The 12,324-nt window shown below is 66.8% G+C and carries 14 protein-coding genes; 7 read left to right on the top strand and 7 right to left on the bottom strand.

Features of this window, described 5'->3' with window-relative positions; genetic code table 11:
* Positions 1–64 precede the first annotated feature (64 nt).
* Entirely contained in the window at positions 65–1,558 is a 1,494-nt protein-coding gene (locus Q7V15_RS11640; protein ID WP_304755737.1) for an amidohydrolase family protein, read from the top strand.
* On the opposite strand, the gene fliE is transcribed toward Q7V15_RS11640, so the two are convergent.
* From fliE to flgB, 3 genes are read right to left on the bottom strand one after another with little or no spacing between them, the layout of a single operon-like run.
* A complete protein-coding gene (fliE, locus tag Q7V15_RS11645) occupies positions 1,539–1,844 on the bottom strand; it encodes a flagellar hook-basal body complex protein FliE (protein ID WP_304755739.1) in 306 nt (101 codons plus the stop codon). The genes Q7V15_RS11640 and fliE overlap by 20 nt on opposite strands.
* A gap of 13 nt (positions 1,845–1,857) precedes the next feature.
* The gene (gene flgC, locus Q7V15_RS11650) at positions 1,858–2,277 is read right to left on the bottom strand and encodes a flagellar basal body rod protein FlgC (protein WP_304755741.1); all 420 of its coding nucleotides are present in this window, start codon (positions 2,275–2,277) and stop codon (positions 1,858–1,860) included.
* A gap of 23 nt (positions 2,278–2,300) precedes the next feature.
* Positions 2,301–2,723, bottom strand: coding sequence for a flagellar basal body rod protein FlgB (gene flgB / locus Q7V15_RS11655; RefSeq protein ID WP_304755742.1), 423 nt, complete (start codon positions 2,721–2,723; stop codon positions 2,301–2,303).
* A gap of 96 nt (positions 2,724–2,819) precedes the next feature.
* On the opposite strand from flgB, the gene Q7V15_RS11660 reads away from it, so the two are divergent.
* From Q7V15_RS11660 to Q7V15_RS11680, 5 genes are all read left to right on the top strand, one after another.
* Positions 2,820–3,140 (top strand): flagellar biosynthetic protein FliO, encoded by a 321-nt coding sequence (locus tag Q7V15_RS11660; RefSeq protein WP_304755743.1) that lies wholly within the window; start codon positions 2,820–2,822, stop codon positions 3,138–3,140.
* On the top strand, positions 3,140–3,937 hold the full coding sequence (gene fliP, locus Q7V15_RS11665) for a flagellar type III secretion system pore protein FliP (RefSeq protein WP_370689805.1): 798 nt from the start codon (positions 3,140–3,142) through the stop codon (positions 3,935–3,937). Before Q7V15_RS11660 ends, fliP begins: the two co-directional genes overlap by 1 nt.
* Before the next feature lie 102 nt (positions 3,938–4,039).
* Entirely contained in the window at positions 4,040–4,618 is a 579-nt protein-coding gene (locus Q7V15_RS11670; RefSeq protein ID WP_304755744.1) for a hypothetical protein, read from the top strand.
* Between the two features lie 3 nt (positions 4,619–4,621).
* Complete coding sequence (locus Q7V15_RS11675; protein ID WP_304755745.1) at positions 4,622–5,152, top strand: hypothetical protein; 531 nt, start codon at positions 4,622–4,624, stop codon at positions 5,150–5,152.
* Positions 5,153–5,720: 568 nt separating this feature from the next.
* Positions 5,721–6,200 carry a hypothetical protein gene (locus Q7V15_RS11680; RefSeq protein ID WP_304755747.1) on the top strand — a complete coding sequence of 160 codons (480 nt, stop codon included), beginning with the start codon at positions 5,721–5,723 and terminating at the stop codon, positions 6,198–6,200.
* Positions 6,201–6,252: 52 nt separating this feature from the next.
* Here the strand turns inward: Q7V15_RS11680 and Q7V15_RS11685 are convergent, their stop codons facing one another.
* Both Q7V15_RS11685 and Q7V15_RS11690 read right to left on the bottom strand, forming a co-directional pair.
* Positions 6,253–6,618 carry a hypothetical protein gene (locus Q7V15_RS11685; protein WP_304755749.1) on the bottom strand — a complete coding sequence of 122 codons (366 nt, stop codon included), beginning with the start codon at positions 6,616–6,618 and terminating at the stop codon, positions 6,253–6,255.
* A gap of 119 nt (positions 6,619–6,737) precedes the next feature.
* Positions 6,738–7,898 carry an alpha-hydroxy-acid oxidizing protein gene (locus Q7V15_RS11690; protein ID WP_304755750.1) on the bottom strand — a complete coding sequence of 387 codons (1,161 nt, stop codon included), beginning with the start codon at positions 7,896–7,898 and terminating at the stop codon, positions 6,738–6,740.
* A 167-nt stretch (positions 7,899–8,065) separates the two neighbouring features.
* Here Q7V15_RS11690 and Q7V15_RS11695 point away from each other — a divergent pair, with 167 nt between their 5' ends.
* Positions 8,066–9,013 carry an Lrp/AsnC family transcriptional regulator gene (locus Q7V15_RS11695; protein WP_304755752.1) on the top strand — a complete coding sequence of 316 codons (948 nt, stop codon included), beginning with the start codon at positions 8,066–8,068 and terminating at the stop codon, positions 9,011–9,013.
* Positions 9,014–9,047: 34 nt separating this feature from the next.
* On the opposite strand, the gene Q7V15_RS11700 is transcribed toward Q7V15_RS11695, so the two are convergent.
* Together Q7V15_RS11700 and Q7V15_RS11705 are read right to left on the bottom strand one after the other, a co-directional pair.
* Positions 9,048–11,966: an endoglucanase gene (locus tag Q7V15_RS11700; protein WP_304755754.1), complete on the bottom strand. Its 2,919-nt coding sequence runs from the start codon at positions 11,964–11,966 to the stop codon at positions 9,048–9,050.
* A 4-nt stretch (positions 11,967–11,970) separates the two neighbouring features.
* On the bottom strand, positions 11,971–12,324 hold a 354-nt coding region (locus tag Q7V15_RS11705), incomplete at its 5' end, for a MotE family protein (RefSeq protein ID WP_370689806.1).

The raw sequence follows: 12,324 nt of genomic DNA on the forward strand, positions 1-12,324 counted from the left end.
CGGCATGTGTCCCACCGGCGCCCCTGGTCGGGTTAGGCTGGCCCCGCCAAGGAGGAAGACGCCAATGGGTTTTCTCAGTGACCGTGACAAGGCCGAGCTGGAGCCAGCCGAGACCGCCTCGCCTCGCACGCCCATCCCGGTTCAGATGGTGGCCAGCGACGAATACGCCCCCCAGGTCCAGTCCCCCCGCCAGCAAGAGGTCCAGGCCCGGCTGATGGACATGGGCGCCGAGCTTTCCCGGCATCAGGGACTTAGCCGTCGGCGGTTCTTCCAGACTTCGGCGGGCATGGCCGCGGCCTTCGTGGCGCTGAACGACGTCTATGGCCCGGTCTTCTCCGCAAGCCGCGCCGAGGCCGCGACGCCGGACATGGCGCAGGAGCGCTCAACGGCCCTGCGCGGCCAGTTCATCATGGACATGCACACCCACTTCCTGCGGGACGACACCCGGCTGACCGGCTTTGTGCGCATGCGCGAGGCGGTGGGGCAGCGGGGCTGGAATCCGGACCTGTCAGGTCGACCGCAGACCCTCGAGGATCTGAAGTTCGACAACTATATCAAGGAGGTGTTCCTCGACAGCGACACCAAGGCCGCCCTGATCTCCAGCGCGCCGTCGGACATTCCCGAGGACTGGTTCCTGACCAACAGCCAGATGGCCAAGGCCCGTGAGCGGGTGAACGCCGAGGCCGGCGGGCGGCGCCTGTTCACCCACGCCATCTTCACGCCGGGCGCGCCCGGCTGGCTGGAGGCCCTCGACGCGGCGCTCGAGCTGCGGCCGGACTCCCTCAAGGGCTATACGGTGGGGGACAACACCCACAAGGCCACCAGCCGCTATCCCTGGCGGATGGACGACGAGGCGGTAGCCTATAAGGGCTATGAGAAGATGGCCGCGGCCGGGCGCAAGATCGTCTGCGTGCACAAGGGGCTGTTTTCCGCCGAGGTCGAGGCCCAGTTCCCGCACCTGGCGCCCTTCGCCGACGTTCGCGATGTGGGCCAGGCGGCCAAGGACTGGCCCGACCTGACCTTCGTGATTTATCACTCCGCTTACCGCCTGGGGGACCCGGCCAAGGCCCTGGCCCAGTTCGAGGAGACCGGCCGCCTGGACTGGGTCAGCGATCTGGCGGAAATCCCCGAAAAGTACGGCGTCACCAATGTCTATGCCGACCTGGGTCAGGTGTTCGCACAGACCATGGTGGCCGAGCCCCGGGTCTGTGCGGCCCTCATGGGGATTCTGATCAAGGGCCTGGGCGCCGACCACGTGTGCTGGGGGACCGATGCGGTCTGGACTGGCTCTCCCCAGTGGCAGATCGAGGGCCTGCGACGACTTGAGATCCCCGAGGACATGCGTGTTCGCCACGGCTTCGCCGAGCTTGGCGCGGCCGATGGATCAGTGAAGACGGCGATTTTCGGTGGCAACAACGCCCGTCTCTATCAGGTGGACGCCACCGAGGTCTCCGCACTGGAAAACGATGGGATGGCAGGTCGCAAGGCGGCCTATCTGGCCGCCGGCCCGCGGCCCAGCCTGAGGCGCTACGGCTATGTCAGATCGGCATCCGCATGATTTCCTGATAGGCGGAAATCACCTGATCACGAACGGCCATCACGGTCTCCAGGCTGGTCTCGGCGGCCGAGATGGCGGTGACCACGTCCACCAGCTGGGCGTTGCCCTGCACATGGGCGGCCATCTGGGTCTCGGCGGCCCGGGAGGTCTCCACCGCCCCATCCATGACGTTCTTCAGCATGGCGCCGAAGTCGGTCCCGCCGGCGGCCTGACCTCCACCGACGGAGGGAACGGCGGCGCCTTGTGTGGCGGCATAGGCCTTGGCGGCGGCGAGCGGGGTCATCATGGCCTAGGGGTCCCTAGCGCTTGAGCAGATCAAGGACGCGCATCTCCATGGCGCGCGCGGTCTCGATCACATTGAGATTGGCCTCGTAGGCCCGCTGGGCCTCGCGCATGTCCATCGCCTCCACCAGGGAGTTGACGTTGGGCAGCTTCACATAGCCCTCAGCATTGGCGGAGGGATGGCCAGGCTCGTACTCGGTCCGAAAGGCGCTGGGGTCGGCCTGGACCCTGGCCATCCGCACCCCCTGGCCCGCATCAATGCGGCTCGGCTCAAAGACCGGCACCTGTCGGCGATAGGGATCGCCGCCCGCCACCTGGGAGGTGGAGTTGGCGTTGGCCAGGTTCTCGGCGATGACCCGCATTCGGGCCTGATGCGCCCGCAGCGCCGTGGCCGCGATGGCCTGGGCCGCCCCTTGGGTTGATTTGATTTCAGCCATGCTGGTCGATCATCCTCCGCAGATCAGCGCCCAGGCGGGCGGGCCGCCGTGCGCAGCAGATTGAGGGATTTCTGGTAGAAGCCGACGGCGGCGTCATAGGCCATGCGGGCCTCCGACATCTTCATCATCTCCTCCTCAAGCACCACGGAGTTGCCATCCATGGTGGTCTCGGAATCCTTGGTCCGAACCGCCTTGAAGGTCGAGGCGGCCGCTGTCCGATTGACCGTGCCGTTCAAGTGGGTGGCCTGGGTGCGGGCCGGGGCGCCGGCCTGAGCCATCTGTGCGCCACGAAGCTGGGCCTGGAAGCTGTAGGCCTTCACGTCGTGGGGCTGGTAGCCCGGCGTCTCGGAATTGGCGACGTTCTGGGCGATCAGTCGCTGGCGCTCGCCCAGGTGACTGAGGCGACCGCGCAACATCGAGAACAGAGGGAGATCGGCCACGTTCATCCCAACATGGTGAATAAACAGGGTTAATCGCTCCTTAAGAGTGTCGCGGCAAAACCAGGGCCAAGATCGGCGCCCGTTCGCCGGACAGGTGCGCCCATGGATCTCGCCAGCTTCGCCCGGGCGGTCTTCGCCCTCGCCATCACGATCGGCCTGATCGGACTGGCCGGCGTAGCCCTGCGCCGTTTTGGCCCCGAGGCCATGGCCCGGTTCGCGCCCACTCGGGCTGAACGTCGCCTGTCGGTGGTGGAGACCCTGGTGCTGGATCCCAACCGCCGACTGCTGATCGTCTCCTGCGACGGGGAAGAGCGTCTGTTGTTGCTGGGGGAAGGCCAGGTGCTGCCTCCGCCTGCGACGCCGCAGCCTCTCGCCAGCCCGCCCGCGCCCCGCAAAGCCCGCAAGCCCAAGGCCCAAGCCTGATGCGCCCGCTCTTCCGCGCCCTCACCTGCCTGCCCGCCGCCGACTGGCGCCGTGCTGCGGGACTCGCCGCCCTGATCAGCCTGGCCAGCCTGATCGGCCCCACAGTCGCCCAGGCGCAGGCGTTGAACATCGACCTTGGCACAGGCGCGGGTCTGACCGAACGGGTGGTCCAGCTGGTCGGCCTGCTGACCGTCCTGTCGCTGGCGCCCTCCATCGTCATCATGACCACCTCCTTCGTCCGGATCGTGGTCGTCCTGTCCCTGCTGCGCACGGCGCTGGGCCTGCAGCAGAGCCCCCCCAATGCGGTGATCATCAGCCTGGCCCTATTCCTCAGCGCCATCATCATGGCCCCGACCTTCGAGCGGTCCTACGAGGACGGCATTCGCCCCCTGCTGGACCAGGAGATGGAGCTGCCCGAGGCCTTCGAGGCCGCCTCTACGCCCGTGAAGACCTTCATGCTCTCTCAGGTCGACCGGGAGGACCTGGCCCTGTTCGCCCGACTGTCACGGATGGAGCAGCCCTCAAGCGTCGAGGAGCTGCCGCTTCGCGTCGTCACCCCGGCCTTCATGATTTCCGAACTCAAGACCGCCTTCGAGATCGGCTTCCTGCTGTTCGTGCCCTTCCTGGTCATCGACCTCGTCGTGGCCAGCGTGCTGATGAGCATGGGCATGATGATGCTCCCGCCCGTGGTGGTCTCCCTGCCCTTCAAGCTGATCTTCTTCGTCCTGGTGGACGGCTGGCGACTCGTCGCCGGCAGTCTCGTGGAGAGCTTCCAGCGGGGAACCGGCGGGGGTTAGCGACGGGCGGCGCCTAGCCGAACAGGCGCGTTCCAGATAACCCGCAACAACCTTGGCGAGCGTCAGGCGGCATGCTACGGCGACGCTTGGAGGCTCGATCCAATGTTGTCGCCCGCAGTTCTGGTTTGCCTTCTGGCCCTCAGCGGTGACACCGCCGAAACGGCCGCTCCTGTCGGCGTCGCGCCGCCCGTGGCGATGAAGAGCGGCCCCTACGCGACAACGGGCGCGCCGCTGCTGCCGGCCGGGACCACCCTTGAGGTCGAACTGGCCGAGACGCTGCGCTCCGACACGACGCCGCAAGGCTATCGCTTCGCGATCCGCCTCGCCGAACCGATCGTGCGAGATGGCGTGACCCTGGTCGAGGCCGGCGCCGTGGGCGAAGGCGAGGTCATTGATGTCGCCAGAGCCGGCATGAACGGCCGACAGGGCAAGCTGATCATCGCAGCGAGACGCCTCGTGCTTCATGGGCAAGCCGTGCAGGTGCGCGGCATGACCGTGATGGCCTCCGGCGCTTCGAGGGTCGGATTGGCATCAGGGATCACCATGACCCTATATGCCAGTCCCGTGGCGCTGTTCATTGAGGGCGGGGAAATCGAATTCCCGGCCGGTATGCGGGCGACCGTACGCCTTGCAGAGGATTTTCATGCGCCAGTCAGCGGCGCCTTCAACGGGGGGAACTAAGACATGAAGACACTCGCGCTTGCGGCCGCGGCCGCGGCCGCCCTATCGCTCATCTGCGCCAGCGCCATGGCGCAAGAGGCGCCGGCTCAGCAGCCGATCCCCGCCACGGAGCCTGTCCAGATGGCGGGAGATGAGGCTGGCCAGACCGCCCCTGCCGCAACGCCCGTGTCTGAAACCGGTCGGATTGTCTTCTTCCGACCGTCGCGGATCAACAACGCCATCTATGCGTACCGGGTCGTGGAGGTCGGCGATGACGGCAAGCCGACGCCCGAATCTCCGGTCCTGGGCAGCCTCAAGAACGGCGGGGCGTTCAGCGTCGATGTGGAGCCCCGGCTCCACACCTTCAATCTCGCCGGTCCGATGGCCCTGAACAAGGCGGAGGATCGACTGCGCATGGAGGTTGAGCCCGGCGCCACCTACTATGTTGAGCAGCAGGTCCGCATGGGCATGATGACGGCCGGCTTCCGGCTCATTCCCGCCGACGAGGCGCGCTTCATCGCCTCCAATGCCAAGCTGGTTCAAGCGGAAGATTAGGCTGTCGGGCGGCGGGACGGCGCGGATGCGCTTGGCTTTCATCAGCCTAACCGCCGCTCTGACCCTCGCGCTGTGCGTCGGTCCGAGCCTGGCTTGTACCATGCGCGAGGATTGGAACGCCTATTTGGCATTCGAGAGCCTCCGCACGCCGGCCGCCTTGTTGGACGCCGCTTCGATTGACCTCGTCGTTTTTGAACCGCCCGCTCCGCCTGCCTGCCCTCCCATCGGGGGCGAATTCGCGCCAGGCGACGACTGTCTCCTCGACACTGGCCTATCCCTCACGGCCCAAACCGTTGAGAGAATTAAGGGAATCGGAGACGAAAGGTTCTCCGTGGTTGTTCATCGCCTACCGTACGGCTTTAACGTTTTGCTAGATCCTCGCAGGCTCCCGCCGCACTGGTTCTCCGCATTCACTGAACGCGAATCGGCACACGCGGACTCAGGACACACATCCCCTGCCTTCTGGGATCATGGGCAATTGGGCCCCAGAGGTTTTGATGCCTGCGGAAACACTTGGGCCATCGATTTCAGACTGCCTCACATCGTGTTCCGAAGTCCTCAAGGAGACTTGCTCGCGGCGGAACCCGTTACTCGTAGCGACGATCTGCTCCTCACCCGCGTGCGCGCCGCTGTGGCCGGAGACCAGGTTACAACGGAGGTCAACGTATCCGATTTCTTCGCGTCGGCGCGCACTCTTGAGCTTCTGACGATCCTGGACTGCGCCGACCCTGATCAACCCAAGTGGCGGAGAGTCAGAGCGGCAGGGCACCCTGAGGCTGCGATCGTGGTGTCTGAACTAAGCGAATGGATGGAATCTGCCGGCGGCTGTAAGGTCGGAGACGTCTTGGTGGCGCATGGCGTATTTGGTTCCGGCGACGTCTGGATCACGGCGGCGGGAAATCCTCCGCGCCCAGTCTACGCTGCGGGGGGCGCCTTTTCTCGAGACGAGTTGATGACCCACCTGCGCCTTACCGGTCCTGAACAGATTTCCGTGGTTCAGGCCTTCGCCTGGTTCGGCGACGGGCAGGTGGCTGCATCAGAAATGTAGGATCCACCCGCGACTTAAGAGTCCAACATGCCGCCGCAAGATCAAACCGTCACTACATAAGCAGGAGCGACATCATGTTTATAAAGACAGCCACAGACAACAAGAGAAAAAAGTAGACCTTTTCTTGATCTCGCTTCTTGTTCTTCCAATATAAGAAATAGAAAATCGCCCATATAAAAATTGCTTTAAAGAAAGCCGAACTGAACCGGCCGCCCACCATAAAGCTCATCGCATTTGGCGATCCCGATGGTATTGATGCCCCCACCGCGCGGATGGCGCCTGTCAGATCAACAATACTCCACATGACCACCAGCAAAACCGCCACAATCAACGCAACTTTTGAGGGCCGGTCTTTACGCCTAGGCGCTGTAGATCTCGAAAAATTGTTGCTTTCCCTCGGTTGCAGGAAGCCCTTCAATGTCGCTCACGCCTACCCCCAGCAAGCAAACACCCGGTCCATTCGGGCAAACTTAGCACGAAACTCAAGATCGGATCGGCGCCCGCATAGTAGGTTGTCAGCCAGGCGCCGACGGAGCCCTACAGCCGCCGCACGCCTTCCCGTCGCAGATCGGCCAGGGTGGGCATGCCGTTGACGGCCATGAAGAGGTCGGCCTCGGCCAGGATGCACTTGAGCACATGGGCGGCGCCGGCGGCGCCGTCCAGGGCCAGACCGTAGACGAAGGGGCGACCGACGCCCACGGCTGAGGCGCCCATGGCCAGGGCCTTGACCACGTCGGAGCCCGAGCGGATTCCGGAGTCGAACCAGACGGGGACGTCGCCGCTGGCCTTCACCACGTCGGGCAGCATGTCGATGGCCGCGATGCCCCCATTGGCCTGGCGGCCGCCGTGATTGGAGCAGTAGATGCCATCGGCCCCCAGATCGACCGCCTTGCGGGCATCATCGGGGTGGCAGATGCCCTTCAGGATGATCGGCAGTTTTGTCACCGACTTCAGCCAGGCGATGTCCTCCCACAGCATGGGCCGGCCAAACAGCGAGCCCCACAGGGCCACCGCCTCGGCCGGCGACGCCGAGGCGTCCTTGCCCAGCAGCTTCTGGAAGACCGGATCGGCCGTGTAGTTCTTGAGCACGTGGCCGCGCAGCTGCGGGAAATTGCCGGCGTTAAGGTCCCGGGGGCGGAAGCCGGTGACCCAGGTGTCCAGGGTGACGATGATCCCGCGATAGCCCGCCGCCTCGGCCCGGGTGATCAGGCTCTCGGCCAACTCCTTGTTGCGCGGGGTATAGAGCTGGAAGAAGCCGGGCGTCTGGCCCAGATGCGGCGACACCTCCTCAAGGGTGTCATTGCCCAGGGTGGAGACCACCATGGGCACGCCGGTCATGGCCGAGGCCTGGGCCGCCGCGATATCGCCGTGCTGGTCCTGGCTGCACATGGCGGTGACCCCGATCGGGGCCATGAACAGAGGCGAGTGATAGGTGTGGCCAAACAGGTCGGCCGACAGATCCCGCACGCTGGTCTCGACCATCATGCGCGGGACCATGCCCCAGTGGTGGAAGGCGGCCGCATTCTGGTCCTGGGTGAACTCATCGCCGCACCCGCCCTGGACGTAGTTCAGCACATGATCCGGCATGGCCGCGGTCGCCCGTTTAACCAGCGTGGCGTAGTCGACCGGCACACCTGGCAGCACACCGCGCAGTCCGCCCTGGTAGATTTCGTTCTGATAGCTTCCAAACTGCGCCACGCCCCGGCCTCCCACTGTCGCCTCTTTGTTAGGGAGACGAAGCCATGATGGGCCAGTCCAGGTCAAAGGAAACCAGCGGCCTGGCGGCGGGGCCGATTTCCGTTTGCCAATCCCGCGATTGACAGCCTCATATTGCTTCGCCTCTCCCCCTGGACCATACCCCTGCGATGAATCCCCAGGCGCTCACCGCCCTAGAGTCCGCAGCGCTCAATATTTCCCGCGGCGCGCTGCTCGCCGTGTGGCAGGGCCGGGACAAGAGTCTCGATCCCATGGACGCCCTGCTGGTGGCGACCATCATCCAGGCCAATGTCGATGTTGCGACCTCGGGTCTCGACGAGCAGATGGCCTTCGGGCCCCTGGATCGACCGCCGCCCGACATGGCGCGGCGCCGGGTCAGCATCAGCCGGGTGGCCGACAGCCTGGATCTCAGGTTCGAAACCGTGCGCCGCCGGGTGAACCGCCTGAAGGCCAAGGGGGTCATCGTCGCTGACTCCGCCGGCGTGATCGTCCCGGAGTCCTACTTCCGCACACCGGCCAACGCCGCCACGGTGACGGCCATCGACGCCTTGGCCGCGCTGACCTACCGGCGCCTCGCCGACCTGGACTACTTCGCCGGCCGTCCGCTGCCGTCGCCGCCCTGCCATCCGTCGGAGCATCCCTATCGCGCGGTGGCGCGGTACTTCATGAACTACGCCCTGCGCGTCGGCGGCGAGATGCGGCTGCTGTGCGGAGACTATATGAACCTGCTGCTGGTGCTGAACCTCAGCTATCTGAACACCGTAGACCTGGGCGACGCCCGGGCCCCGTCGACGGACACCGATGGGGCGCCGCTGATCCCTGACGCCGAAAAGACGCCGATCAGCATTGCGGCGCTGGCCCGGGAGTCGGGCGTGCCCTTTGAGACCACCCGCCGGCGTCTCGCCAAGCTGGCGGAAAACGACATCTGCCGTGTCGTGGGCGGCGGCTACATCGTCCCGGCTGACACCATCATAAGGTTCGCCGTGACCCTCGCTCCGGTCAACGAGATGAATCTGACCCGGCTCTATCGGAACTGCGCCCTGGTGGGGGCCGTCGAAGGCTGGCAGGCCAAGCCACCGCTTTCCAAGGCGTCCTGAGGCCACGCGCCGCCCCAGGGCTTGATTGTCGCTGTCAGGCCGGCTTTGCAGCCGCAGCCGGGTTCGCCGCGGCCTGGGCCGCAGGTGCGGCAGCAGCGCGGAACTTGTCCTTCATTCTGGCGACCCAGCCGGCGAAGGCTTCGTTGTCGGCGGTCAGGCGGCCAAACTCGCCGACCCCGATCGGGCCCGAGGCGACCCCTGTCAGCGCCACCCTCAGGGCCTCGGGATTGCGGGCGTCATCGAGGAAGCGGGCATAGCGTTCTTCCATCCGGGCCAGGGCCGCATCATCACCGGCCAGACTGAAAGCCACGCCGGCCCGGAGCAGCTTGCCCTCGTCCTCAGCGCTCAGGGCCGCCTCATTGCGCCAGCGGTCCCCCAAGGAGGCCTCGAACAGCCTGCCCGCACTCGGCCAGTCTTTCTGACGCCAGACGATCTCGGCTCGCAGGTCGCGGGCCTCTGCGGTGTCATCCCGTTCCAGGACCTCGAGGGCATGATCGAGCCGCCCCAGGTCCGAGAGCGCCCTGGCCTCAATCAATCGACGGTCGGCGTTCAGCTGCTGCGGCAGAATGGTCGAGCGCGTGCCATTGATCGTCACCAGGGCCTGCTCTGGCCGCCGGTCCATCAGGTAGATGAGCGCCAGGTCCGTGGCCACCTGGGCCCGAGGCACGCCATCCAGACGGTTATCCACCTGGTAGCTCAGCAGGTCAGCGGCCTGGTTGAGCAGGTCCACGTCCACCAAACGGCGCACCAGGCGGCGCACCATCATGTCGCCGTCGGCGCCCAGGGGGGTGAGATCCTTGAAATCGAAGAACAGGGCCAGGGCCTGCACAGGCTCCAGACCGTCAGCCAGGCCATCCAGGAACAGGGCCCGGAAGGCTGCGCCGAGGTCGGCCTGGAGCCCGAGGGCTTCCGGCAGGTCCGGCAGGCGCTGGCCCGCCGAGCGCAGGGCTTCAAGCGCCTCGCGGTAGCGGCCCTGACTGAGATAGAGCCGACCCAGCGCCCGGATCGTGGCCAGCTCGGTGGCGTCGCCCCGCCAGCGGAAGCGCAAGCTGTCATAGGCGGCGGCGGCTTGAACCGGGGTGATGGCCCCTTCCTCAAAGCGGATGCGCGTGGCGTTGAGCAGGGCGGGGGCTGACAGGTAGTCCACCGGCGCCGTGGCGACCGCCTGATAGATCCGCAGCGCCCGACCGGTCTGGCCACGTTTTTCGGCCAGCTCTGCCTGCAGGAGCCTGACCGCCAGCTCCTCCAGGGCGTCCGTCTCCTCAGTGAGGGCCATGCGGATGCGGGAATTGGCGCCGTCCAGGTCGCCCATCTCCAGGGCGGCCTTGGCGTCGGCGCGGGCGAAGCGCTGGCGCCAGACGGCGGGAAACTGATTATAGGCCGCCGCGCCGGCGGCGAATTCCTTGCGGGCCTCCGGCCACTGGGCGGTTTGGGCCGCCAGATAGGATCGCCAGAGCGCCGCCGACGGATCGTTGGCCAGGGCGGGGGCGGAAAAGTCTGCGTTCGCCTCCTTGTAACGCCTGGCCATCACCCGGGAGATGCCGCGCAGGCCACGGAACTCCGCGTCCCCCAGCAAAGACGGGTGCTGGCGGGCCACATCGTTCAGAACGCCGATAGCCTCAAATGCGAGCTCCGTCCCCACCAGGAAACGGGCCAGGGCCATCCGGGCGGCGACCTTGGCGTCCTGTCCGTCGAGCCCTTCCTCGGCCGCGGCGGTGACCAGGGCGTTGTAGCGCGACATGAAGCCGCCGGAGCCGGTCTTTGGCCAGGTCTCATAGTCCACAAGCGCAGGCCGACCCGCGGGCGCAGGCGCGCCCTCAGGAACCTCGTTCCGCCGGGCGGTGACATTGGCCGACGACAAGGCCAGCCCCTGGGGGCGGCCGATCGCCACCAGGTCCCCCTGGCGCGACAGGGTGATATCCTCGGCGAAGGTCTCCATGGCCAGGCCCTGGGCCGAGGGCAACAGGGCCATCTGCACGAATTCTCGCCGGGACGGCAGGCCCTTGGCCGGCCCCAGCGCCGTCGCGACGGCGAGGGTGTCGCCCACCATGGGATCAGGGATGCGCACGATGCGGGTGACGCCGGAGACCGCCGCGGTCAGGGTCGCAGGGCCGCCGGTCTCATCGCGCCGAACCCCGATCAAGGCGGGCTGAGGTTGAGCGCCAGCGCCCAGGGCGATGATCCAGGTCGAGCCTTCGCTGATGGCGAAGACCGGCACCCCTTGGGGACTGGCGATCCGCACCGCCGAATAGTCTGGCCCCCGGAAGGCTTCCATGCGGGAAAACTGCCGCAGACCTCGGGGCGCCTTGGACACATCCAGACGGGCAGGCGCATCGAACACGACCCAGACGGCGTCGCCGCGGCGAAAGACCGCCGCGCCGGCGGGCGCCGCCCAGGGGAATCGCAGGACCGCCTGGGCGCCCTCCAAGCGGGCGTCAAGCCGCACCACTCCGTCGGCCGGAACCGGATCTGGCCGCCTCGGCGGCGGCTCCAGAGGCGCGGCGGGGGCGGCGGCGGTCTGAGGCGCCTGGTCGGTGGCCGGCGGGGGCTCGGGCCTAGGAGCGATATTGACGAAGGCAGAGCCATCGGCCTGGCCGATCCGCGCCTCAAAGCCCTCGTCTAGCGTCAGGTCGAGCTCAAGCACGCCGCCCACATGGCGGGCCTGCGCGGTTTTCAGGCCCCGCGGTGGCGACACCCGAAGCCGGGTCAGGTCTGGATTGGCGTCCCGACTGAACCGCAGGGTCAGGATCGGGCCAGCCTGCCGGCTGGTCATGCGCGCAGCACCACGCCATTGGAACTCAATGCGGGAGAATCCCCGCGCCTGCGCCACCCGCACTTCCAGGGGCTCGGCCGTCGACGGCGCCGTCGCCTGGGCGAGCACGCCTGCCGGCGCGGCCGTGGCCAGGATACAGGCCGCCGCGACGCCGGAGCGCAGGGTGCGACGCAGGCTCACCGGCTCAGCCGCCCGCCTTGGCCGCAGGAGCGGCAGGCCGGGGCGCCGCCTGGGCGGCCGCGTTTTCAGTGGCGTTCAGGGCCTTGCCCAGGGCGCGGGCCGCCTCGAACCGGCCAGCAAGGCTCTCGGTCAACCGCTTGGCCTCCGCCGGCGGCATGGCCGCCAGCATGGCCGAGAGGGCGCGTTCCTTCATCGCCGCGGCGATCGGAAGGCGGACGGAGTCATCCAGGACGGTCATCCGGGCCGCGGAGTCCTTGGGCTTCATAGCCTCGAACACCTTGACCATACGGGCCACCTCGGTGTCCTCGCGGACCTCGGCCTCGCCCATCAGACCTTCGATATCCGTCTTCAATCCGCT

The sequence above is a fragment of the Phenylobacterium sp. genome, assembly GCF_030651755.1.
Classification (GTDB): Bacteria; Pseudomonadota; Alphaproteobacteria; order Caulobacterales; family Caulobacteraceae; genus Phenylobacterium.

Bases quoted from the DNA above. Each gene is read 5' to 3' on its own strand.
- Q7V15_RS11660 (WP_304755743.1), top strand. From the start codon at position 2,820: ATGGATCTCGCCAGCTTCGCCCGGGCGGTCTTCGCCCTCGCCATCACG.
- Q7V15_RS11640 (WP_304755737.1), top strand. From the start codon at position 65: ATGGGTTTTCTCAGTGACCGTGACAAGGCCGAGCTGGAGCCAGCCGAG.
- Q7V15_RS11695 (WP_304755752.1), top strand. From the start codon at position 8,066: ATGAATCCCCAGGCGCTCACCGCCCTAGAGTCCGCAGCGCTCAATATT.
- fliP (WP_370689805.1), top strand. From the start codon at position 3,140: ATGCGCCCGCTCTTCCGCGCCCTCACCTGCCTGCCCGCCGCCGACTGG.
- flgC (WP_304755741.1), bottom strand. From the start codon at position 2,277: ATGGCTGAAATCAAATCAACCCAAGGGGCGGCCCAGGCCATCGCGGCC.
- Q7V15_RS11675 (WP_304755745.1), top strand. From the start codon at position 4,622: ATGAAGACACTCGCGCTTGCGGCCGCGGCCGCGGCCGCCCTATCGCTC.
- fliE (WP_304755739.1), bottom strand. From the start codon at position 1,844: ATGATGACCCCGCTCGCCGCCGCCAAGGCCTATGCCGCCACACAAGGC.
- Q7V15_RS11670 (WP_304755744.1), top strand. From the start codon at position 4,040: ATGTTGTCGCCCGCAGTTCTGGTTTGCCTTCTGGCCCTCAGCGGTGAC.
- flgB (WP_304755742.1), bottom strand. From the start codon at position 2,723: ATGAACGTGGCCGATCTCCCTCTGTTCTCGATGTTGCGCGGTCGCCTC.